General features: G+C 72.4%; 20 protein-coding genes and 1 pseudogene. 9 read left to right on the forward strand and 12 right to left on the reverse strand.

Going from position 1 to position 22532, the window contains the following annotated elements; translation table 11 throughout:
- Window positions 1–154: 154 nt before the first annotated feature.
- From AC069R_RS25530 to AC069R_RS25555, 6 genes and pseudogenes are all read left to right on the forward strand, one after another.
- Complete coding sequence (locus AC069R_RS25530; RefSeq protein ID WP_478769144.1) at window positions 155–697, forward strand: SAV_915 family protein; 543 nt, start codon at window positions 155–157, stop codon at window positions 695–697.
- Window positions 694–999 carry a DUF6317 family protein gene (locus tag AC069R_RS25535; RefSeq protein ID WP_478769145.1) on the forward strand — a complete coding sequence of 102 codons (306 nt, stop codon included), beginning with the start codon at window positions 694–696 and terminating at the stop codon, window positions 997–999. The genes AC069R_RS25530 and AC069R_RS25535 overlap by 4 nt, the downstream gene beginning before the upstream one ends.
- A complete protein-coding gene (locus AC069R_RS25540; protein ID WP_478769146.1) occupies window positions 999–2288 on the forward strand; it encodes a WXG100 family type VII secretion target in 1290 nt (429 codons plus the stop codon). The genes AC069R_RS25535 and AC069R_RS25540 overlap by 1 nt, the downstream gene beginning before the upstream one ends.
- The gene (locus tag AC069R_RS25545; RefSeq protein WP_478769147.1) at window positions 2266–2811 is read left to right on the forward strand and encodes a hypothetical protein; all 546 of its coding nucleotides are present in this window, start codon (window positions 2266–2268) and stop codon (window positions 2809–2811) included. The genes AC069R_RS25540 and AC069R_RS25545 overlap by 23 nt, the downstream gene beginning before the upstream one ends.
- Window positions 2808–3320, forward strand: coding sequence for a hypothetical protein (locus tag AC069R_RS25550; RefSeq protein ID WP_478769148.1), 513 nt, complete (start codon window positions 2808–2810; stop codon window positions 3318–3320). Before AC069R_RS25545 ends, AC069R_RS25550 begins: the two co-directional genes overlap by 4 nt.
- 126 nt (window positions 3321–3446) lie before the next feature.
- Window positions 3447–4112, forward strand: a pseudogene (locus tag AC069R_RS25555) (hypothetical protein); the annotation flags it as partial.
- A 66-nt stretch (window positions 4113–4178) separates the two neighbouring features.
- Here AC069R_RS25555 and AC069R_RS25560 read toward each other — a convergent pair.
- From AC069R_RS25560 to AC069R_RS25595, 8 genes are all read right to left on the reverse strand, one after another.
- A complete protein-coding gene (locus AC069R_RS25560; protein WP_478769149.1) occupies window positions 4179–5702 on the reverse strand; it encodes an NCS1 family nucleobase:cation symporter-1 in 1524 nt (507 codons plus the stop codon).
- A 156-nt stretch (window positions 5703–5858) separates the two neighbouring features.
- Window positions 5859–6881, reverse strand: a complete 1023-nt coding sequence (locus AC069R_RS25565) for a TIGR03842 family LLM class F420-dependent oxidoreductase (protein WP_478769150.1) — start codon at window positions 6879–6881, stop codon at window positions 5859–5861.
- 11 nt (window positions 6882–6892) lie between these two features.
- Window positions 6893–8296 carry a dihydropyrimidinase gene (hydA, locus tag AC069R_RS25570; protein ID WP_478769151.1) on the reverse strand — a complete coding sequence of 468 codons (1404 nt, stop codon included), beginning with the start codon at window positions 8294–8296 and terminating at the stop codon, window positions 6893–6895.
- A gap of 28 nt (window positions 8297–8324) precedes the next feature.
- Window positions 8325–9167, reverse strand: a complete 843-nt coding sequence (locus AC069R_RS25575) for a nitrilase-related carbon-nitrogen hydrolase (RefSeq protein WP_478769152.1) — start codon at window positions 9165–9167, stop codon at window positions 8325–8327.
- Between the two features lie 155 nt (window positions 9168–9322).
- Window positions 9323–10900 (reverse strand): PucR family transcriptional regulator, encoded by a 1578-nt coding sequence (locus tag AC069R_RS25580; protein WP_478769153.1) that lies wholly within the window; start codon window positions 10898–10900, stop codon window positions 9323–9325.
- Between the two features lie 56 nt (window positions 10901–10956).
- The gene (locus tag AC069R_RS25585; RefSeq protein ID WP_478769154.1) at window positions 10957–12243 is read right to left on the reverse strand and encodes an aspartate aminotransferase family protein; all 1287 of its coding nucleotides are present in this window, start codon (window positions 12241–12243) and stop codon (window positions 10957–10959) included.
- Window positions 12240–13082 carry a nitrilase-related carbon-nitrogen hydrolase gene (locus AC069R_RS25590; RefSeq protein WP_478769155.1) on the reverse strand — a complete coding sequence of 281 codons (843 nt, stop codon included), beginning with the start codon at window positions 13080–13082 and terminating at the stop codon, window positions 12240–12242. The genes AC069R_RS25585 and AC069R_RS25590 overlap by 4 nt, the downstream gene beginning before the upstream one ends.
- A gap of 242 nt (window positions 13083–13324) precedes the next feature.
- A complete protein-coding gene (locus tag AC069R_RS25595; RefSeq protein WP_478769156.1) occupies window positions 13325–13576 on the reverse strand; it encodes a helix-turn-helix domain-containing protein in 252 nt (83 codons plus the stop codon).
- Window positions 13577–13680: 104 nt separating this feature from the next.
- On the opposite strand from AC069R_RS25595, the gene map reads away from it, so the two are divergent.
- Window positions 13681–14457, forward strand: coding sequence for a type I methionyl aminopeptidase (map, locus tag AC069R_RS25600; RefSeq protein WP_478769157.1), 777 nt, complete (start codon window positions 13681–13683; stop codon window positions 14455–14457).
- Between the two features lie 173 nt (window positions 14458–14630).
- Window positions 14631–17207, forward strand: coding sequence for an ATP-dependent Clp protease ATP-binding subunit (locus AC069R_RS25605; RefSeq protein ID WP_478769158.1), 2577 nt, complete (start codon window positions 14631–14633; stop codon window positions 17205–17207).
- A 62-nt stretch (window positions 17208–17269) separates the two neighbouring features.
- Here AC069R_RS25605 and ggt read toward each other — a convergent pair whose 3' ends face one another.
- A complete protein-coding gene (ggt, locus tag AC069R_RS25610) occupies window positions 17270–19075 on the reverse strand; it encodes a gamma-glutamyltransferase (RefSeq protein WP_478769159.1) in 1806 nt (601 codons plus the stop codon).
- A 142-nt stretch (window positions 19076–19217) separates the two neighbouring features.
- Here ggt and AC069R_RS25615 point away from each other — a divergent pair, with 142 nt between their 5' ends.
- The gene (locus tag AC069R_RS25615; protein WP_478769160.1) at window positions 19218–19961 is read left to right on the forward strand and encodes a hypothetical protein; all 744 of its coding nucleotides are present in this window, start codon (window positions 19218–19220) and stop codon (window positions 19959–19961) included.
- Between the two features lie 629 nt (window positions 19962–20590).
- Here AC069R_RS25615 and AC069R_RS25620 read toward each other — a convergent pair.
- From AC069R_RS25620 to AC069R_RS25630, 3 genes are read right to left on the reverse strand one after another with little or no spacing between them, the layout of a single operon-like run.
- Complete coding sequence (locus AC069R_RS25620; protein ID WP_478769161.1) at window positions 20591–21004, reverse strand: DUF6278 family protein; 414 nt, start codon at window positions 21002–21004, stop codon at window positions 20591–20593.
- Window positions 21005–21019: 15 nt separating this feature from the next.
- Window positions 21020–21799 (reverse strand): exodeoxyribonuclease III, encoded by a 780-nt coding sequence (locus AC069R_RS25625; RefSeq protein ID WP_478769162.1) that lies wholly within the window; start codon window positions 21797–21799, stop codon window positions 21020–21022.
- Window positions 21800–21845: 46 nt separating this feature from the next.
- The gene (locus tag AC069R_RS25630; protein ID WP_478769163.1) at window positions 21846–22481 is read right to left on the reverse strand and encodes an MBL fold metallo-hydrolase; all 636 of its coding nucleotides are present in this window, start codon (window positions 22479–22481) and stop codon (window positions 21846–21848) included.
- Window positions 22482–22532: the final 51 nt, after the last annotated feature.

Genomic DNA, 22532 nt, shown 5'->3' on the forward strand with positions numbered 1-22532 from the left:
CTGACGCGGGTGCCCGGTTCAGGCGCGGGTCAAGGCACGCCCATGCCCCGCCCAAGCCCCTGTATGAGTTCCGTGCACGTCCGGGTCACCGGCTGTGACATAGCCGGATTTGCCCCGCCGCCCGCTGGCTACCGTGGTCGGGCCTGAATCGGCCATGCACGACCACGGGGAAGAGGTGACGGCGGTGGCGGCGCCGATACGTTCACGCCTGCTCGATTTCCTGGAGCCGGAACCGGAATCGGAACCGGACCCGCACTCCGCACCGGAACCGCGACCGCGCCCCTCCCGCCTGCTGGAGATCGCCGGGGCCACCCCTGCCCCGCGTGCGCCCGCGGACGGCCGGCCGGGTCCCCGGCCCGGTGTGCCGCCGTACGACACCCCGGTGTGCGTCCCGGCGCATCCGCGCTCCGTGGTGGGCACCGGCCGGAGCGGCCGCCCGGCGCGGCTGCCCTTCGTCTGCTTCGAGCTGTTCGAGCACCCCGCGCACGGCACGGTCGCCTTCGCCTTCACCTCGCCGTCGAAGCTGGCCGCGTCCCTCGGCGACGCCCAGCCCTGGGTGGCCGGTTCGCTCGGGCCGCTCGCCGAGGGCATGGCGGAGCGGGGCGTCACCGTCCTGCTTGACCCGCGGACCGGACCCGCAAAACCCCACTGGCGGCCCGAGGACCTGGCCGCGTTCGTCCGGGAGGTGCGCCGGTGACGGCCGACTTCAAGGTCATCTACGCGGACCTCACCGCGCTGGCCAAGACCTTCCACGACCAGGCCGGCGACTACCGCAAGCTCGCCCCGGACGTGTCCCCGCCCGTCGTCAGCGGCGGCGATCCGGGACTGGACTGTGCGCTCAAGGAGGTCGCGGACCTGCTGATCGCCCTGCACACCGGGCTCGCCGACCGCATGGACGACCACGGCGACAAGGCCGCCTACGCCCGCGACTCCTTCCACCGGCACGACGTGGACGTCCACGGTGTCTTCGCCGATCTCACCCCCGAGGAGTGGTCCTGATGGCCGACAGCTGGGTGGGCGGCGACATCGGTGGCCTGCACACGATGGCCGCCACGTACAAGGGCGCCAAGGAGAAGCTCGACGGCGTCGTCAAGCCGCTCGGCCAGGCCGTCGACAAGCTGGCGAGCGACGCCAGTTGGAAGGGCGAGGCGGCCGAGAAGTTCCGTTCCATGTGGAGCGAGGACGCGGTCACGGCCGGCGGCTTCGCCGAACTGGTGGCAGCCGCGGGCGAGATCATCGAGACGCTCGCCCACGCCCTCTCCACGTGCGAGACATCCCTGCAGAACGCGGAGCACGTCGCGGCCGGCAAGGGCGTGTCCACGGACGCCAAGGGCGCGCCGCTGCCGATGATGACGTCGAACCCGCCGAGCGCCGACGACCAGAAGGCCGTCTCCGCGATGAACGAGTACGCGAAGGTGCGCGACGGCATCCTGCACACCGCGCAGCACGCGCGGCTGGTGGCGGCGAAACAACTCCAGGACCTGTACGCCAAGGTGACCGCGAAGGACTCCTCCGTGTCCACCGGGGACAAGGTCACGCTGTACGACGCCCTGCGCGGGCTGTACGCGTACGACGCCGAGGACGCGCGGGCCGGCGGCAAGAAGGCGCGCGAGAAGCTGGACGACGCCCGGCAGGCGGCGCAGGACGCCAAGAAGGAACTGCGCGCCGAGCGCAAGGCCTACCAGAAGGCCGGCAAGGCACTGCCCAAGGACCTGCCCGCCAAGAGCGCCTACCGCGACGCGGTCACCAAGGTGGACGCGCTGGAGGACGACATCGCGCGCGCCGACCACGGCAGCACGAAACTCCCGTACGACCGCGCCCTGAACGTCAAGCTCGCGGACGTCGCGGACGCCGTGCGGCTCGGCAAGGGGCTGGAAGCGGTGCCGGACGTCCTGCGGGAACTCCCCGTCCTGGACATCGCCGCGGCCGGCACCTGCGGGCTCCTCGAAGCCACCGACGACCACGACGCGGGCTGGTCCTGGCAGCGTTCCATCGCGACCGACGAGGGCGCCAACGTCGGCGGTCTGGTCGCGGGAGCGGTGGTGGCGGGTGCCCTGCTGCCGGCCGAGGCGCCGGCCGCCGCCGTGGCCGCGGTCGGGGTGGGTGCGACGATTCTCGCGACCGGTGTCATCGACCACTCGCTGCACGAGCACTGGAGCGAGGACATCCACGACCACGGCGTGATCGGCGGCGTGGCGGTGGGCACCGGGCACGTGCTCAGTGACACCGGCAAGGATGTCGGGCGCATGGGAAAGGACATCTGGCATGGCGTCAAAAGCATCTTCTGAGGCCCCCGCGCCCGAGTCGTCCGTACCCGTCCCCGCCCTGCCGAAGCTGGGCCGCACCTGGTACCGGCGCGGCCCGCGGTACTGGCTGTGCCGCGCCCGTACGACGGTCTTCATCCTCCTGGTCCTGGCCATGTTCGGCTTCTTCGCGCTGAGTCTGTACGACGGGTTCACCAGCGAGTGGTCGCCGGGCGTCCGGACGGCGGTGAACTGGGCACAGGCGGCCGGCGCGTGCGTGGCCGTGGTCTGGGGCTGGGTGACACAGCGCCGGGGCCACCGCGCGGCGCTGCTCGACCCGCCCTCTCCGGGCGAGACCGCGGCGGCCAAACGCGACCACAACAGGCGGGTTCCCGGCCGGATCGCGCTGGGCCGCGGCCTCGTCATCCTCGCCGCGCCCGTCCTGCCGGTGTTCGCCGCCTACCTCACCGGCTGGCTGCTCGCCTGGACCACCGTGCGCGAATACCCCAGCGAGGTCGGCGCCCGCCGCTGGATGGAGGCCCAGGGCAGGCGCGCCGCGACACGGTGAGCGCGGCCCCGGTCCCCGAGCTGCCGGGGCTCGGCACCACCTGGTACCGGCGCGGTCCGCGCTACTGGCTGCGCCGTACCGTCAACGGCCTGTTCCTGCTCCTCGTCCTGGCGTTCTTCTGCTTCATCGCGCTCCGGCTGTACGCGGGCGCCCCGCGCAGCTGGCTGCCGGGTGCCGTGCGCCGGTGCTGGGACGTGACGCAGGCGGTGGCGTCCTGCGCGGCCCTGGTGTGGGGCTGGGTCAGGCAGCGCCGGAGCCACCGCGCCGCGCTCCTCGACCCGCCCTCCCCCGGTCAGTCGGCCGCGGCCGGCCGCTCGCGGCGCGGCCGGGTGCCGGGCCTGGTCGCCCTGGGACGCGGGCTCCTTCTCCTCGCCGCCCCCGTCCTGCCGATGCTGGCGGCCTGGTGCGCCGGCTGGCTCCTGGCCGTCGTCACCGTCCGCGAGTACCCCGCCGAAGTCGGCGCCCGCCGCCGGCTGGAGGCGCGAAACGGGCGGATCGGTACGTCGTGAGGGCCCGCCGGTGACCGGGCGGGCACCCTGCGAGTTCGCGCTTTTGCCGCACAGGCAGTCGTGTGACACTGTCCTCCCCGCCCCTCCCGCGGGCCTCTTCCGTACCCCCTCAACGAGATGTGCGCCGTGCGTTCTCTGCCTCTGCCGCTCGCCCTCACCGCTCGGCTGACCCCGGTCGCGGTCCTCGCCTGCGCCGGATGGGCGCTGTCCTCGGCTCCCGCCACCCCCCAGGCGTCCGCCACCGGGCACCGGACCGCGGCGAGCGCGCCCGAACCGTCCTCGTCCGCCGCGCCCCCCGCCCCGGCCGCGGCGGCGAAGGCGTACACCACAGCCTCCTCGCCCTGCTCCGCCGTGCCCGCCTCGACCGTCGCCGACCTGGTGCCCGGCGCGAAGCCGGCCGGCAAGGAGATCCCCTCGACCGACCCGACGCTGCGCCGCACCTGCTCCTGGAACGCCCTGCACGGCTACGACTACCACTGGCTCGACGTCTCCTACGAGATCGGCGACTCCGTGCAGGAGGCCGAGCAGGAGTACCGGCAGCAGGTGGACAAGAAGGACGGCGGCGGCAGCGTGCCGGGGCTCGGGGACAGCGCGTACTCGGTGGTCAGCCTCTCCACCGAGGACAAGCAGCAGACCCGCGAGGGCGTGGTGGTGGTGCGCGTCTCCAACGCCCTGGTGGTGGTGACGTACAGCGGCAGCGACTTCGACACCAGGAAGGCGCCGGGGACGGACGAGATCAACAAAGGCGCCATCAAGGTGGCGCGCGCGGCGGTCGGGGCGCGGGGGGGGGGGGGGGGGGGGGGGGGGGGGGGGGTCCCCGGTCCCCCCCCCCCCCCCCCCCGCGCCTCCACCCCCCGTTCAGGCGGGCGCCCTCCGACCGGCGGGCAGGGTCAGCGCCAGGTAGAGGACGAGCGCGGTGCCGAGGCCGACCGCCCAGCCGTAGTCCGCGAGCGGGGCGAGGGCCGGGATCGGACGGCCGTCGTACAGCGGTTTCAGGCTCGCGCCGCCGATCGCGAGGACGCCGCCGACGAGGAAGGCGAGGACCGCCCGCCAGTTCCAGCCGCCCGTGTACCAGTACCGGCCGCCGGTGCGGTAGAGGTCGGCGAGGTCCAGCCGGGTGCGGCGCACGATCCAGTAGTCGGCGACGAGGATGCCCGCGACGGTGCCGAGCAGCCCGCCGACCAGGCCGAGCCAGGTGAAGATGTAGCCCTGCGGGTCGGAGTACAGCTTCCACGGGAAGATCAGCACCGCGAGGACGGCGGTGATCAGCGCGCCCGCGCGGAAACTCACCTTGCTGGGCGCCACGTTGGAGAAGTCGAAGGCCGGGGAGACCAGGTTGGCGGCGATGTTCACCGAGAGGGTCGCCACCAGGACGGTGACCAGGGCGTAGAGCAGACCGACCACGCTGTCGGTCTTCGCGGCCAGTTGCACCGGGTCCCAGACGGGCTTGCCGTAGACCGCCTGCGAGCCGGAGGTGACCAGCACGGACAGGAAGGCGAACAGCGTCATCGTGGTGGGCAGGCCGAGCGCCTGGCCCCGCGTCTGGGCCTGCTGGCTGCGGCCGTAGCGGGTGAAGTCCGGGATGTTCAGCGAGAGGGTGGACCAGAAGCCGATCATGCCCATGAGGGACGGCCAGAACAGCTTCCAGAACCGGCCGCCCCAGCCGAGCGTGGACGGCTGGTCGAACAGCGGACCGACGCCGCCCGCCCTGGACGCCATCCACCACAGCATCACGAACGCGCCGACCAGCACGAACGGCGCGGCCCAGTTCTCGAAGCGGCGGATGGTCTCCATCCCCCGGTGGATGACGGCCACTTGGAGCACCCAGAAGAGGGCGAACGACAGCCACATGGTCCAGGCGTAGCCGCCGAAGTGCGCCGCGTTCGCCCAGCTGTCGCCGATCAGTTTCCCGGCGAGGAAGTAGATGGCCTCGCCGCCGATCCAGGTCTGGATGCCGAACCAGCCGCAGGCCACCAACGCCCGTACGACGGCGGGGAGGTTGGCGCCGCGCACCCCGAAGGAGGCACGGGCGAAGACCGGGAACGGGATGCCGTACTTCGGTCCGGCGTGCCCGGTCAGCAGCATCGGCACCAGCACGACCAGGTTGGCGACGGCAATGGTGAACACCGCCTGCTTCCAGTCCATGCCGACGGCGATCAGACCGGAGGCCAGCGTCCAGGAGGCGGTGTTGTGGGCCATGCCGACCCACAGCGCGGAGAAGTTGTACGTCGTCCACGTGCGCCGGCCGGCCGGGACCGGGAGCAGGTCCTCGTTGGCGTAGCGGCCGCTGGGCCGTGGCGCGCCGGGGGCGATCTCCACCCGGCCGTCGGCCAGGGTGACTTGGGTGGGTGGTGGTATGTGGCCGGGAGCGGTGTCGGTCATGGGCGGGCCCCAATCGGGAACGAGGTGGGTCGGCACAGGCCCTTGCGGGCACCTGCCCCTCCCCGCGGGGAGGCGGGGAGGGGCGACCAGGGGTGGGGGGTTGGGGTGGACCCCCGAGGGGACCGGAAGGAAGAGGGGCGAACGGATCGGGTGCGGCTAGGAGTTGACGGCGGGGATCACCTGTGCGCCGTAGGCGTCGATGGTGGCCTCCTGCGCGTCGTGCATGTCGTACAGCGCGAACTGGTCGACGCCCAGGGCGCGCAGGGCGGTCAGCTTCTCGATGTGCCGCTCGGGCGGGCCGATGAGACAGAACCGGTCCACGATCTCGTCCGGCACGAACTCGGTGTCGGGGTTGCCGCTGCGTCCGTGGTGGGCGTAGTCGTAGCCCTGCCGGGCCTTGATGTACGCGGTGAGTTCCGCCGGGACCTGCGCGGAGTGTTCGCCGTACTTGGAGACCAGGTCGGCCACGTGGTTGCCGACCATGCCGCCGAACCAGCGGCACTGGTCGCGGGCGTGGGCGAGGGCTTGTGGCGAGTCGTCGGCGGTGACGTACGCCGGTGCCGCCACGCAGATGCTGACCTCGGCGGGGTCGCGCCCGGCCGCCTTCGCCGCGTCCTTGACGGCCTTCACCATGTACTCGGTGAGGTAGAGGTCGGCCAGCTGGAGGATGAAGCCGTCGGCCTCCTCGCCGGTCATCTTCAGCGCCCTGGGACCGTACGCGGCCATCCAGACGGGCAGGTTCGCGCCCGGCCTGACCCAGGGGAACTTGACGACCGTGCCGCCGCCGAGGTCGGCGCCGTCGCCCCGGCCGAGGGCGCGGATCACCTTGATGGCCTCGCTTATCCGGGCGAGGGTGTTGGGCTTGCGGCCCGCGACGCGCATCGCGGAGTCGCCGCGGCCGATGCCGCACACGGTGCGGTTGCCGAACATGTCGTTGAGGGTGGCGAAGGTGGAGGCGGTGACCTCCGGGGTGCGGGTGGAGGGGTTGGTGACCATCGGCCCGACCGTCAGCCGCTCGGTCTGGGCGAGGATCTGGCTGTAGATGACGAACGGCTCCTGCCACAGCACGGCGGAGTCGAAGGTCCAGCCGTGGCTGAAGCCGTTGCGCTCGGCCCGCTGCATGAGGCCGATGACGCGGGAGGCCGGCGGGTCGGTCTGGAGGACGAGTCCGAAGTCCATGGGCGCTGCTCCTAGTTGAGGTACTGACAGGTGGAGCGCGGGGTGTAGACGCCGTGTCCGGCGTGCCCGGTGTACTCCCGCCGGTCGATGACGGTCTCGCCGCGCGAGAGGACCGTCTCCACCCGGCCGGTGATCCGCCTGCCCTCGTACGCCGAGTAGTCGACGTTCATGTGGTGCGTCTCGGCGGAGATCACCTGCTCGGAGTGGGGGTCGTAGATCACCACGTCGGCGTCGGCGCCGGGCGCGATGGTGCCCTTCTTCGGGTACAGGCCGAACATCCGCGCCGGGGTGGCGCAGGCGATCTCGATCCAGCGGCGGCGGGAGATGTGCCCGTCGACCACGGCCTGGTGGAGCAGGTCCATGCGGTTCTCCACGCCCGGCATCCCGTTGGGGATCTTGGAGAAGTCGCCCCGGCCCAGCTCCTTCTGGCCGCTGAAGCAGAACGGGCAGTGGTCGGTGGAGACCACCTGGAGGTCGTCGGTGCGCAGGCCCCGCCAGAGCGCCGCCTGGTGCTCCCTGGGCCGCAGCGGCGTCGAGCACACGTACTTGGCGCCCTCGAAGTCCGGCTCGGCGAGGTTGTCGGTGGACAGGAACAGGTACTGCGGGCAGGTCTCGCCGAACACGTTCAGCCCGTCGTCGCGGGCCCGCGTCAGCTCGGCGAGCGCCTCGGCGGCCGAGACGTGCACGACGTACAGCGGGGCGCCCGCGACCTGGGCGAGCCGGATGGCGCGGTGGGTGGCCTCGGCCTCCAGCAGGGCCTTGCGGACCTCGCCGTGGTAGCGGGGGTCGGTCTCGCCGCGGGCGAGGGCCTGTTCGACCAGGACGTCGATGGCGATGCCGTTCTCGGCGTGCATCATGATCAGCCCGCCGTTGCCGGCGGCGCGCTGCATGGCGCGCAGGATCTGGCCGTCGTCGGAGTAGAACACGCCGGGGTAGGCCATGAACTGCTTGAAGGAGGTCACGCCCTCCTCGACGAGCAGGTCCATCTCCTTGAGCGTCTCCTCGCGCACATCGGAGACGATCATGTGGAAGGCGTAGTCGATCGCGCAGTTGCCCTCCGCCTTCTGGTGCCAGGCGTCCAGGCCCTCGCGCAGGGTGTGGCCGACGCTCTGGATGGCGAAGTCCACGATGGTGGTCGTCCCGCCCCAGGCGGCGGCGCGGGTGCCGGTCTCGAAGGTGTCGGAGGCGTAGGTGCCGCCGAAGGGCATCTCCATGTGGGTGTGGCCGTCGACGCCGCCGGGGATGACGTATTTCCCGGTGGCGCCGATGACCCGGTCGGCGGTGAAGGTCTCGGCGGCGGGCGTATGGGAGGCGGCGAGGGCGGCGATGCGGCCGTCCTCGATCAGGACGTCGGCGTGGATCTCGTCGGACGCGGTGATGACGAGACCACCCCGGATGACGGTACGGCTGCTCATGCTGCTCCCTCGGATCACTCGGCTTCGGTCAGGGCGCCGTCAGGGGGCCGTACGCGCCCGGCGCCCGGTCCCGGTAGAACTGCCAGCGGTCGCGGACCTCTCGGAGCTTGGCCATGTCCAGGTCGCGGACGACCAGTTCGGGCTCCTTGTCACTGGCGATCTCGCCGACGTACTGGGCCTCGGGGTCCACGAAGTACGTCGTGCCGTAGAAGTCGTTGTCGCCCAGGTCCTCCACGCCGACGCGGTTGATCGCGCCGATGAAGTACTCGTTGGCGACGGCCGCGGCCGGCTGCTCCAGCTGCCACAGGTACCTGGACAGGCCGCGGGAGGTGGCCGAGGGGTTGAAGACGATCTCGGCGCCCTGGAGGCCGAGCGCCCGCCAGCCCTCCGGGAAGTGACGGTCGTAGCAGATGTAGACGCCGATCCGGCCGACGGCGGTGTCGAAGACGGGCCAGCCGCTGTTGCCGGGGCGGAAGTAGAACTTCTCCCAGAAGCCCCGCACTTGGGGGATGTGGGTCTTGCGGTACTTGCCGAGGTAGCTGCCGTCCGCGTCGATCACGGCGGCGGTGTTGTAGAGGACGCCCGGCTGCTCCTCCTCGTACATCGGCAGGACCAGCACGATGCCGAGGGCGCGGGCGAGGGACTGGAAGCGCTGGACGGTGGGACCCTCGGGGATCCGCTCGGCGTAGTCGTAGAACGCCGTGTCCTGCACCTGGCAGAAGTAGGGGCCGTAGAACAGCTCCTGGAAACACAGGACTTGGGCGCCCTGGGCGGCCGCGTCGCGGACCGCCTGCTCGTGGACCTGGATCATGGATTCCTTGTCGCCGGTCCAGGCGGTCTGGAACAGGGCGGCACGGATCACTCGGCTCATCGGGACCTCCGGTAGCTGGGTGTGCGGTGAGCCTAGGAAGCGGGCGGGCCGGCTTCGACGGGCAGCGTGTCACGTCCCCGGCCGCTTCGCGTGCCACCGTGTCATGTCTGCGCTGGCCCATGTTTCCCCGCCGTTTTCCCAGGTGGTCACAGGTTTCAGCGGTGTTGCGCGTCATGCGCGAGCAGCGCGATGTGCACGGAGGCGGCCTGTTCGAAGTCGTCCAGGTCGACGCCGAGCCGGCCCTGTATGACCTCCAGGCGGCGGTAGAGCGCGGGCCGGGAGACATGGTGGAGGCGGGCGGTGCGGGACTTGTTGCGGCCGGTGGCGAGGTAGGTGCGCAGCACGCCCAGCAGCTCGGGTTCGGCCTGCCGCAGCAGCCCGTCCAGCTCCCGTTCCGCGAAGGCCTGCACATGCGGGTTCTCGCGCAACAGCCGTACGAGGCCGCGCAGATGGACGTCCTTGAGGCGGACGACGGCGGGCAGGCCGAGGGCGGCGGCGGAGCCGGCGACGGCCTCGGCGACATGGCGGGCCTCGCGCAGCCCGGCGGGCACCTCGTCCCAGCCGGTGCACGGGTCGGCGGCGGCGACCACTGCGTCCGGCCGCCCGCTGCCCTCGCGCAGCCGGGCCGCGAACAGCGCGGTGAGGGCGTCGGCGGGCCGGTCGCGCGGGAGGCTGAGCAGCACGGCACTCACCCCGTCGGCCAGTTCGGCGGCGATCCCGGACAGGCCCAGCACCCGCAACAGCCGGTCCAGTACGGCGGGTTCGGCGTCCGGGACGACGAGCGGCACGAAGGTGCGCAGGTTGACCGGCAGCCCGGCGGCGCGGGCGCGGGGTAGCAGCTGGCGGGCCGGTACGACACCGGAGACGAGGTCGGTCAGCAGGCTCTGCGCGGACTGCTCCTCCCAGCTCGGCGCGGAGCCGCCGAGCATGCGGTGCAGGACCAGGGCCTCGGCGGCGCGGTCGGCGAGCAGCCGTCCGGTGGCGGTCTCGCCCCGGTAGCCGCACAGCAGCAGCCGGCCCCAGCGCTCGCCGCGTCCGCCGAGCTCGGCGCTGATCCAGGCGTCCAGGGCGCCGCCGCCGGCCTGCCGGGCGACGCGTTCCCAGTCGCGCAGCACGTCGTCCACGGCGGAGCGCTCCCCCGCCGTGGCGAGGACGCGGTGGGCGAGGTTGGTGAGGACGACGGGGCAGGCGCTGTGCCGGGCGACCTCGTCGAGCAGCCGCTGGAGCGGGGCGCCGGCCGTGATCAGCGCGGTGAGGTCGGTGCGTACCGCCTCGGACAGGCTGACGGCCGCGAACTTGCGCCGGACCAGCCGGGACTGCACCTCCTCCGTCAACTCGGCGAAGGGGAACGGGCGGTGCAGTACGACCAGGGGCAGGCCGCAGCGTTCGGCGGCGCGGCGCATCACCTCGGGCGGGGCGGGGAAGGCCCGCCCGAGACCGAGGACCACGGCGGCTGCCTCGGCGCGGTGCAGGGAGCGGATGTAATCGGCCTGCCGGGTCTGGTCGCCGGCGAGGAGCACGCCGGTGGTGAGCACCATCTCGCCGCCGGTGAGCATCACGCCCACGTCGGCGGCCTCGGCGACGTGCACCCAGCGCACCGGCCGGTCGAGGCCGCCGGCGCCGGCCACCACCTCGGGTTCTCCGGCGAGCACCCGCTCCAGCGTCAGCACCTGGCGCACGGAGAGGGCGGGTTCCGGCGGGGCGGCGGGACGGGAAGCGGAGGTGGTGGTCATGGCCGTATCCCCTTGCTCGGCAGTGCCAGGTCTCCCCTAGGTGTAGTACGCGTTTGTTACGCGTACGCGGTCCTGAGCGCGGCTTCCAGGACGGCGGCGCCCTCCTCGGCCTCCGCGACGGTCAGCGACAGCGGCGGGGCGATGCGCAGGGCGCTGGTGTCGTGGCCGCCGCCCTTGCCGATGAGCAAACCCCCGGCGCGGGCCGCCTCCAGGACGGCGGCGGCGGCCTGCGGATCGGCCTCGTCGGTGCCCGGCTTCACCAGCTCGATGCCGATCATCAGTCCGCGCCCGCGCACTTCGCGTACACCGGGCAGCTGGGCGGCGACGGCCCGCAGCCGTTCGATGAGCAGGCCGCCGACCCGGCGGGCGTTGCCCTGGAGGTCGTGGTCGAGGAGGTAGGTGAGGTTGGCGAGCCCGGCGGCCATGGTGAGCTGGGTGCCGCCGAAGGTGGAAATGCTGTTGGCGTCCAGGCAGTTCATGAGTTCGGCGCGGGCGATGACCCCGCCGATGGAGGCGCCGTTGCCGATGCCCTTGGCGAAGGTGACGATGTCCGGGGGGCCGCTCGCGGCGTGTGCCCCCCAGCCCCAGAAGTGGTCGCCGGTGCGGCCCCAGCCGGTCTGCACCTCGTCGGAGATCCACAACGTGCCGCGTTCGGCGAGCAGTTCGCGGAAGTGGGCGTAGAGCCCGTCGGGCGGCGAGGTGAACCCGCCGACGCCCTGGATGGGTTCGGCGATCAGCGCGGCCGGGGGCCGGGTGTGGCCGAGGACGTCCTTGAGGTCGGCGACGCAGGCGTCGATGAAGGCCCGGTCGTCCAGGTGCGCGAAGGGGCCCCGGCTGCGGACGCCGCCGTGCACGTACAGGGTCTGGAGCGGGGACAGAGAGGTCGGGGACCAGGTGCGGTTGCCGGTGATGCCGACGGTGGAGAAGGAGCGGCCGTGGTAGCTGTTGCGCATGGCCAGGACGGTGTTGCTGTGCCGGTAGGTGGTGGCGAGCAGCAGGGCGGTGTCGTTGGCCTCGGTGCCGGAGGTGGTGAAGAAGACGCGCGCGTCGGGGATGCCGCTCACCTGGGCGATGCGCTCGGCGAGTTCGACCATCGGGCGGTTGAGGTAGAGGGTCGAGGAGTGCAGGATGCGCCCGGCCTGCTCGCTGACCGCCTTGGTGACCTCGGGCAGCGCGTGCGCGGTCATGGTGGTGAGGATGCCGCCGAAGAAGTCCAGGTAGCGGTTGCCGTCGGAGTCCCAGACGTGCCGGCCCTCGCCGTGGGTGATCTCGATCGGGTCGTCGTAGTAGAGGGCGAGCCAGTCGGGCATCACCCTGCGGTGGCGGGAGTAGAGGTCGCTCACGGCTGCACCAGCCCTTCGTAGGCGTCGGGACGGCGGTCGCGGTAGAAGGCCCACTGCTGCCGTACCTCGTCGATGAGTGCGAAGTCCAGGTCGCGGACGAGGGGTTCCTCGTCCTTGTCGCCCGCCGTGCCGCCGACGAACCGGCCGCGGGGGTCCACGAAGTACGACGTGCCGTAGAAGTCGTTGTCCCCGTACTCCTCCTGTCCCACCCGGTTGATGGCGGCGACGAAGTACTCGTTGGCGACGGCCGCGGCGGGCTGCTCCAGCTGCCAGAGGTGGGCGGACAGGCCCCGGTGGGTGGCGGAGGGGTTGTAGACCAACTGGGCTCCCGCCAGGCCGAGTTGCCGCCAGCCCTCGGGGAAGTGGCGGTCGTAGCAGATGGAGACGCCGACCTTGCCGACGGCGGTGTCGAAGACGGGCCAGCCGCGGTTGCCGGGGCGGAAGTAGTACTTCTCCCAGAAGCCCTCGACCTGGGGGATGTGGTGCTTGCGGTACGCGCCGAGGCAGCTGCCGTCGGCGTCGATCACGGCGGCGGCGTTGTAGTAGAATCCGGACTGCTCGACCTCGAAGACCGGTGCGACGATCACCATCCCGGTCTCCCGCGCGAGGTCCCGCATCCGCCGCACGGTCGGCCCGTCGGGCACGGGCTCGGCCCACCGGAAGTGCTCCCGGTCCTGGACCTGGCAGAAGTAGGGGGCGTTGAACACCTCCTGGAACCCGATGACCCGCGCGCCCCGCCGGGCCGCCTCGCGGGCGTGCGCCTCGTGTTTCGCCACCATGGACTCGGTGTCGCCGGTCCAGGTGGCCTGGACCAGCGCGGCGCGGACGACGTTGGCCATGAGCCGCTCCTTCGACGGGACGTCAGAGCCTCTACGCCCGTAGACGGACCGCAGAGGCCACGAAGGTAAGCCCCGTGGGGCGGCTTGCCAAGACCATCGCCGCGATGCCGCCGATTCGCACTCCGGTGGGTGAGCCGCGGGTTCGAGCGTGGGCGCCGTGATGGTCCGCGGGTGCGTCGTGGCCGGTCGGGCCCGCGCGGCGGAGCCGCGGACCGGCAGAGCGCCGCGCCCCTCGGGGGCGCTCAGGCGACCAGCAGCGTGCAGTGCACCGCCAGCTCGTCCATCGACAGGCCGAGGGATCTCGCCAGCGCGGCCACCGTGAAGAAGGCCGGGGTCGGGGCGCGGCCGGTCTCGATCTTGCGGAGGGTCTCGGCCGAGATGCCCGCCGCGGCGGCGACCTCGACCATGCTGCGGTCACCGCGCGCCTCGCGCAGCAGCCGCCCGAGCCGCTCGCCGCGTTCGTGTTCTTCGGGGGTGAGGGGGGTGCGCACCATGCGTCCATTGTGCCCGCCGCCCTGTCCCAATCCCATACCGCCCGCCCACCCGTCCGGCGCCCACCCATACGCGACCCAATTCAAATACCGGTATAGTAATTGGCATGGTGGAACTGAAGACGGACGCGTCCATCGACGCGATGCATGCCGCGGGCCAGGTCGTCGGGCAGGCCCTGAGTGCCGTACGCAAGGCCGCGGACGTGGGGGTCTCGCTGCTGGAGCTCGACGAGGTGGCGCGGGAGGTGCTGCGGGCGGCGGGGGCCACCTCGCCCTTCCTCGGGTACCGGCCCTCCTTCGCCCCGACGCCCTTCCCCGCGGTGATCTGCGCCTCGGTCAACGACGCGATCGTGCACGGCATCCCCACCGGGTACCGGCTGCGCGACGGCGACCTGGTCTCCATCGACTGCGGGGCCCTGCTGGACGGCTGGGCCGGCGACTCGGCGATCAGCTTCGTGGTGGGCCGCCCGCGGCCCGAGGACGCCCGGCTGGTCGAGACCGCCGAGCGGGCGCTGGCGGCCGGCATCGCGGCGGCCGTCGCCGGCAACCGCATCGGCGACATCGCGCACGCCGTCGGCCGGGTCTGCCGTACGGCGGGCTACGGCGTCCCGCAGGACTTCGGCGGCCATGGCATCGGCCGCCGTATGCACGAGGACCCCGGCGTGCCCAACGAGGGCCGCCCCGGCCGCGGCCTGCTCCTGCGCCCCGGCCTGGTCCTGGCGATCGAGCCGATGCTGATCGGGGGCGGCCGGGACGACTACTACGCCGCCCCCGACGGCTGGACCCTGCGCACGACGGACGGCTCCCGCGCGGCCCACGCGGAACACACGGTGGCGATCACGCAGAACGGCCCCCGGATCCTCACGGCACGCATCCCCAGTTAAAGGGGCGTGGGGAACTGCGCGACAAGCCACCAACGACCCGCAGCCGCCCTGCAAGCGAACCCACCCCCTTCTCAGGCGGACATGCCCACCCCCACACTTCATGCCATCGTGGGCATGAGCAGCCCCACCCCGGTTACCCGGCGGAGCCACCGTCAGCGAAGGAACGCATCGCCATGACCAACGGCTACCCTCCTGACCCCTTCGGCGAATTCCTCGCCCGCTTCTTCAGCGGGGCCGCCGGGGGCGGCAGCGCGCCCGGCCCGCGGCACATCGACATCGGCCGGCTGCTCAGCCAGCCGGCGCGGGAGCTGGTCAAAGGGGCGGCGCAGTACGCGGCCGAGCACGGCAGCCGGGACCTGGACACCCAGCATCTGCTGCGCGCGGCCGTCTCCACGGAGCCCACGCGGAGCCTGCTGAGCCGGGCCGGGGCCGATCCGGACTCGCTCGCCACGGAGATCGACGACCGGGCCGGCCCGGTGCAGCACCCGCCGGGCGAGGTGCCGCCGCCGACCTCGCTGTCCCTGACCCCCGCGGTGAAGCGGGCCCTGCTGGACGCGCACGACATGGCCCGCTCCAGCGGCGCGGGCTACATCGGCCCGGAGCATGTGCTCAGCGCGCTGGCCGCGAACCCGGACTCGGCCGCGGGCCACATCCTGCACGCGGCCCGCTTCCCGGCGAGCGGGCTGCCGCCGGAGCCGCCCGAGAGCACCGGCCAGGTCCGTGTGGAGCGGCAGCGGGCCACCGGCACGCCCACGCTGGACAAGTACGGCCGCGATCTGACCGATCTGGCCCGCGAGGGCCGGGTCGACCCGGTGATCGGCCGGGACACCGAGATCGAACAGACCATCGAGGTGCTGTCCCGGCGCGGCAAGAACAACCCGGTGCTGATCGGCGACGCGGGCGTGGGCAAGACGGCCATCGTGGAGGGCCTCGCGCAGCGGATCGCCGACGGCGACGTGCCGGACCAGCTGGCCGGGCGGCGGGTGGTCGCCCTCGATCTGACCGGGGTGGTGGCCGGCACCCGCTACCGGGGCGACTTCGAGGAGCGCCTGAACAACATCGTGGAGGAGATCCGCGCCAACTCCGACCGGCTGATCGTGTTCATCGACGAGCTGCACACCGTCGTCGGCGCGGGCTCCGGCGGCGAGGGCGGCGCGATGGACGCGGGCAACATCCTCAAGCCCGCGCTGGCCCGCGGCGAGCTGCACATCGTGGGCGCGACCACCCTGGAGGAGTTCCGCCGGATCGAGAAGGACGCGGCGCTGGCCCGGCGCTTCCAGCCGGTCCTGGTGCCCGAGCCGACCGTGCCGGACACCATCGAGATCCTGCGCGGGCTGCGCGACCGCTACGAGGCCCACCACCAGGTCCGCTACTCCGACGAGGCGCTCGTCGCCGCCGTGGAGCTGTCCGACCGGTATCTCACCGACCGGCGGCTGCCGGACAAGGCGATCGACCTGATCGACCAGGCGGGCGCCCGCGTCCGGCTCGGCGCGCGCACCAAGGGCACCGATGTGCGGGCGATGGAGCGCGAGGTGGACCAGCTGGTCCGGGACAAGGACCAGGCGGTCGCCGACGAGGACTACGAGCAGGCCAAGCAGCTGCGCGACCGGATCGCCGAGCTGAAGGGGCGGATCACCGAGGTCAGCGGGGGCGGGCAGGCCGACGAGGGGCAGCTGGAGGTGACCGCGGAGTCCATCGCCGAGGTGGTCTCGCGGCAGACCGGCATCCCGGTCAGCCGGCTCACCCAGGAGGAGAAGGAGCGGCTGCTCGGCCTGGAGGAGCACCTGCACCAGCGGGTCGTCGGCCAGGAGGAGGCGGTCGCGGTGGTCGCCGAGGCGGTGCTGCGCTCGCGCGCCGGGCTCGCCAGCCCCGCCCGCCCGATCGGCAGCTTCCTCTTCCTCGGCCCGACCGGTGTCGGCAAGACGGAGCTGGCCCGCGCGCTCGCGGAGGCGCTGTTCGGCAGCGAGGACCGGATGGTCCGCCTCGACATGAGCGAGTACCAGGAGCGGCACACCGTCTCCCGGCTGGTCGGCGCCCCGCCCGGCTACGTCGGCCACGAGGAGGCGGGACAGCTCACCGAGGTGGTGCGCCGGCACCCGTACTCCCTGCTGCTGCTCGACGAGGTGGAGAAGGCGCATCCGGACGTCTTCAACATCCTGCTCCAGGTGCTGGACGACGGCCGGCTCACCGACTCCCAGGGCCGCACGGTGGACTTCACCAACACGGTCATCGTGATGACCAGCAACCTCGGCTCCGAGGCCATCACCCGGCGCGGCGCCGGCATAGGTTTCGGGCCGGGCGGCGCGGAGGCCGACGAGGAGGCGCGGCGCGAACAGATCATGCGGCCGCTGCGCGAGCACTTCCGGCCCGAGTTCCTCAATCGCATCGACGAGATCGTGGTCTTCCGGCAGCTCACGAGCGAGCAACTGCGGCAGATCACCGACCTGTTGCTGGAGAGCACCCGGCGGCTGCTGGACGGGCAGGGTGTCGGGGTGGAGTTCACGGACGCGGCGGTCGACTGGATCGCCGAGCGCGGCTACCAACCGGAGTACGGCGCCCGGCCGTTGCGCCGCACCATCCAGCGCGAGGTGGACAACCGGCTGTCGCGGCTGCTGCTGGACGGCACGATCTCCGAGGGCGGCCACGTCACGGTGGACGTCGAGGACGGGCGGCTGGTCTTCCGGACGGCCGGGACGCCGGGAGCCGCCCCCGAGGCCCAAAAGACCCCGCCCGCCGGTCCGTTGACGTGAGAGCCGTACGCGAGGGCGCCGGGGACGAGCCGTCCCCGGCGCCCGGTGCGTCGTACCGCTCGCTACGGCGCCGGGTCCACGACCATCGCCGAGCCGCCGCCGCGCCGTACCTTCTCGGCCGCGGCCAGCCACTTGCCGTCCGGCAGCCGCTGTACACCGGTCGCGGCGCCGATCTCCGGGTTGAGGGTGAAGTGGTGGCCGATGGCCTCCAGCTGCCCCCGCAACGGGCTGTTGTACAGGGCGGGTTCGAGTTCCGTCTGGGCCGCGTTGCGCTGGCTGGCGCGGGGCGCGGCGATGGCGTCGACCAGCGGCAGATGCCGGTCCAGGAACTCGGTCAGGGTCTGGAGCACGGTGGTGATGATGGTCGCGCCGCCGGGCGAACCCAGCGCCACCACGGGCCGGTTGTGCCCGTCGAGGACGATCGTCGGGGAGATCGAGGAGCGCGGCCGCTTGCCCGGACCGGGCAGGTTCGGGTCGGGCACGGACGGGCTCGCCGGGGTGAAGGAGAAGTCCGTCAGCTCGTTGTTGAGCAGGAAGCCCCGGCCGGGCACGGTCATCGCGCTGCCGCCGGTCTGCTCGATGGTGAGGGTGTACGAGACGACGTTGCCCCACTTGTCGGCCACCGTCAGATGGGTGGTGTTCTGGCCCTCGTAGGTCGTCGGCGCCGCTTTGCCGCCCGTGGCGCAGTTCTCCGGGTGGTAGGGGTCGCCGGGGGCGAGCGGGCTGGTGAGGACCGCGTCGTCCTTGATCAGGCAGGCCCGCGAGTCGGCGAACTTCTGCGAGAGCAACTGCCTGGTGGGGACCTTCTCGTAGGCGGGGTCGCCGACCCAGCGGCCGCGGTCGGCGAAGGCGATCCGGCTGGCCTCGATGAAGTGGTGCAGGTACTGCGCCTCGCTCATCTTCGACAGGTCGGAGCTCTCCAGGATGTTGAGCGCCTCGCCGACCGTGGTGCCGCCCGAGGAGGACGGGGCGATGGAGTAGACGTTCAGGCCGCGGTACGACGTCCTGGTGGGCGCCTGGAGCTTGGCGCGGTAGACGGCGAGGTCCTTCTCGGCGAGCTTGCCGGGGCGCGCCTTCCAGCCGGAGGCCGGGTCCACGCGCGGGTGCTCGACGGTCTTCACGATGTCGTCGCCTATGTCGCCGTGGTAGATCGCCCCCATGCCCTTCTTCGCCAACTCCTCGTAGGTCTTGGCGAGTTCGGGGTTCTTGAAGGTCGAACCGACGACGGGCAGCTTGCCGCCGGGCAGGAACAGCCGTGCGGTGTCCGGGAAATAGCGGAACCGGGTCTCGTTGTCCGCGGTCTGCGAGCGGAAGGTGTCGTCCACGGTGAAGCCGTCGCGGGCGAGCCGCTCGGCCGGCTTGAGGACGCTGCCGAGCGTCCGGCTGCCCCACTGGTCGAGGGCGGTCTGCCAGGTGGCCGGGGTGCCCGGAGTGCCCACGCTGAGCCCGCTGCTGACGGCGTCGTCGAAGGAGAGCGGCTTGCCGTTCTCCACGAACAGCTGGGAGTCGGCGGACTGCGGTGCCGTCTCGCGGCCGTCGATGGTGTGGACCGTGCGCGTCCGGGCGTCGTAGTAGACGAAGTAGCCGCCCCCGCCGACGCCGGACGAGTAGGGCTCGGTGACGCCGAGCGCGGCGGCGGTGGCGACGGCGGCGTCCACCGCGTTGCCGCCGTGCTTGAGGACCTCGATGCCGGCGGCGGTGGCGTCCTTGTCGACGCTGGCGACGGCACCGCCGTAGCCCACGGCCACCGGCGTCTTCCCGGCCGGCCCGCCCGCCTTCGGGGCGGGCGGCGCCGCGGCCCCCACCGTGACCACGGCGGCCGACACCACCGTCAGAACCGCCAGTCTCCGCGTGCCTGGACGACGCATCCGTACCTCCCGTCGGAACAGTCAGCGCAGCGTAGCCAGATTGTCACACTAGCGACAGTACGTCTCGGCCGCTCGTCACACGACCGCCACAGTTCGAACACCGGTACGTCCAAGGTGTCCTGGCCCGCTACCATGCGCGGCCATGAACGACGACGTGCGCAACATCGTCCTGGGGCTGGTGGCGACCGCCATCTCCGCCTCCCTGGGCTGGCTGGCCCGCACCTTCCTGTGGCGCCGCAGACTCCGGCGCGAGCAGGCCTTCTTCGGGCTTCCGGAGCACGCGCAGGCGCTGCTGGTGGTCAACCGGGACCCGGCCGCGACCGAACCCGCGGTGCACCGCTACGACGTGTTCGCGCTGCTGGAGCTGTCCGCGCTCATCAAGGAGTGCGGGGCGCACGCCGAGGTGGCCACCCAGGACACGGTCCGCCAGGGCTTCGGCGAGCGCACCGAGTTCTGTGTGGGAGGGCCGGCCTCGAATCGCCGTACGGCCGCGCATCTGTCGGCGATGCTGCCGGGGGTGCGGATCGCCACCGACCCCGAACCGGTCGCCGAGCGGGGCACGTTCCACATCGGCGCGCAGCGGTACCGGATGGAGCGGGGCGCCTCGGAGTACGTGCTGCTCGCGCGGGTCACCGCCGAGGGCCAGGCCCGTCCGGTGTTCCTGTTCTGCGGGCAGAGCGCGATCACCAACCAGGCCGCGACCCGCTATCTGGCCCGCCACCACGAGCGGTTGGCCCGCAGGTACGGCGACGGCACCTTCGTGCTGCTGCTGAGGGTCCTCAACTCCGGGGCGTACGGGCCCGATGTGGTGGAGCTGGTGGCCGATGTGACACGGGCGGCGCGCGGTCCGCTGCCCGAGGCGGAACCGGAGCCGGAGCCCGCCTAGTCCGCGTGAGGCGCGGGCGCCGGGGCGGTGACGGACCGTCGAGCGCAACTCGTCCGGCGCAGCTGACCTTCTCCTCGCCCGTGCGAGCAGTGATCTCCGGCTGCCGCCGGACGAGCCTGGCCCGTGTGAACTGCCGCCCCTCTCACGGCGCGGGGACCATGGGGACCCCGCCCTTGCGGCAGTGTCTCCGTCCCGGTGCGGCGGGGCTTGATCACCTCACCACGGGGCGGAACGCACCATCGTAGTCGAGACGTCGGGGGCCGGGGTTCCCGGCATGGTGGTAGGGCCCGCGGGCAGTCGCCGGGGCCGGAGGCCGGACGCGTCCGCGGGCTCGGGTAAGGAGTGGGCCGCGAAGGGGTGGGCTGGACGGGGATCGACGGGGCGCCGGGTGAACCGGCCGGTGCGCGTTGCCTGGTACGCCTTCTTCCAGTCGCCGTTCCTCGGTTCGATCAACGGATCGACGGCCATACGCAGCCCTACTCCACTCTCCGCTGGGTGGTGGTTGCCGCAAACTATCCAGCCGGGCCGGAGAGTCGGGGGGCGACACGCACCTTTCGGGCAATAGCCGTATTTAAGGCCGCGTCGGGGAAGCCGCGTCAGGGAAGGCGTGTTCGGGAGCCGCGGGGGGTTCAGACCTCGGCGATCTCCGCGTACAGCTGGGACAGCTCGGGCACGCCGGTCGCGGCCCACTGGCGGCCGGCCTCCACCACCTCCACCTCGCGGCCGGAGGCGAGGCGCAGGACGGGCTCGCCGCCGGCGCTGATCCGCCAGGCGGCGCCGGGTACGGTGCGCACCACGACGGTGCCCAGGTACAGCCCGGCGTCATGGCCCAGCCAGGGCAGCGTCTCGGCGTCGTCGCGCCAGCGCGGGACCAGCTGGTCCAGGGCCTCCAGGGAGGCCGGGGTGTCGTCCAGGCGGACGCCGCCCCCGAGCGCCTGGGCACGCAGCAGATCGCACTCGGACAGCAGCGCGGCCACCGACTCGGGGTCGGCGGGCAGCGCGGGGTGCTTCTTGTGCCGGGGGCCCGGGAACGGAAGGTTCATGGACCCAGCGTGGCATCACACGTCGAGGTCGACCACCACGGGCGCGTGATCGGAGGCGCCCTTGCCCTTGCGCTCCTCGCGGTCCACGTAGGCGTCCTTGACGGCCCCCGCGAAGGGCGCGTTGCCGTACACCAGGTCGATGCGCATGCCGCGGTTCTTGGGGAAGCAGAGCTGGCGGTAGTCCCAGTAGGTGAACGGGTGGTCGTACTTGAGAGGGCGCGGCACGATGTCGTTCAGGCCGGCCTCGCGCAGGGCGGTGAGGGCGGCGCGCTCGGCGGGGGTGACATGGGTGGCGCCCTCGAAGGCGGACCGGTCGTAGACGTCGTCGTCGGTCGGCGCCACGTTGTAGTCGCCGAGGACGGCGAACGGTCGGCTGCCCCGGGCGTCGCCGAGGACGGCGGCGCGCAGCGCCTCGAACCACTGGAGCTTGTACGCGTAGTGCGGGTGGCCGACCTCGCGTCCGTTGGGCACGTACACCGACCACACGCGCACCGGGCCGCAGGTGGCGGAGATGGCGCGGGGCTCGGTCACGCCCTCGAAGCCGGGGTCGCCGGGCAGTCCCTTGACCACGTCCGCGAGGCCGACGCGGGAGAGCACCGCCACGCCGTTCCACCGGCCGGTGGCGTGCACCGCGGCCTCGTACCCCAGCTCGCGCAGCGGCTCCACCGGGAACTGCTCCTCGGCGACCTTGGCCTCCTGGAGGCAGAGCACGTCGGTGCCGCTGCTCTCCAGCCAGGCCAGCAGGCGCGGGAGGCGGGCGGTGATCGAGTTCACGTTCCAGGTCGCGATGCGCATGTCCCACAACCTACCTGGCGGCTGTGACAACCCGGTCCCGGCCGCCTCAGACCCGCGCGGACGCCCCCGGCGCGAGCCGCTGGTGGTCGGTGCCGCCGAGGGCGCCGATCTGGTGGTCGTAGATCGGCCGGGCGAGGTCGGTGAGCAGGGCGTCGTGGATGTCGTAGGCGCGCTGCGGGCGCACCTCGCGGACGTAGTCGATCACCTCGGCGATCTTGCTCCAGGGGGCCATGACCGGGAGCATCAGCGTCTCCACGGGCTCGTCCGGGACGGTGAGGGCGTCGCCGGGGTGGAAGACCTTCCCGCCGTCGAGCAGATACCCGACGTTGGTGATGCGCGGGATGTCGGGGTGGATCACGGCGTGCAGCTCGCCGTGCACCTGTACGTCGAAGCCGGCGGCGGTGAAGGTGTCGCCGTGCCCGACGGTGTGCACGCGCCCCGGAAACGCCGACGCGATCCGCTCCGCCACGGACCGCAGCGTCCAGATCCGCGCGGCCGGGTTGTCCTCCATCGCCGCGCGCAGCCGGAACTCGTCGAAGTGGTCCGCGTGCTCGTGCGTCACGAGGATCGCGTCCGCCCCGAGGGCCGCGTCCTCCTCGCTGAACCCGCCGGGATCGATGACGAGCACCTGCCCGTCCTTCTCCACCCGGACACAGGCATGGGACTTCTTGGTGAGCTTCATACCTCACCATCCTGCCGGAGGGGGCGGGGGGACGCGTGGGGGCGGGCCACC

It is taken from the genome of Streptomyces sp. NPDC043952, assembly GCF_056435325.1.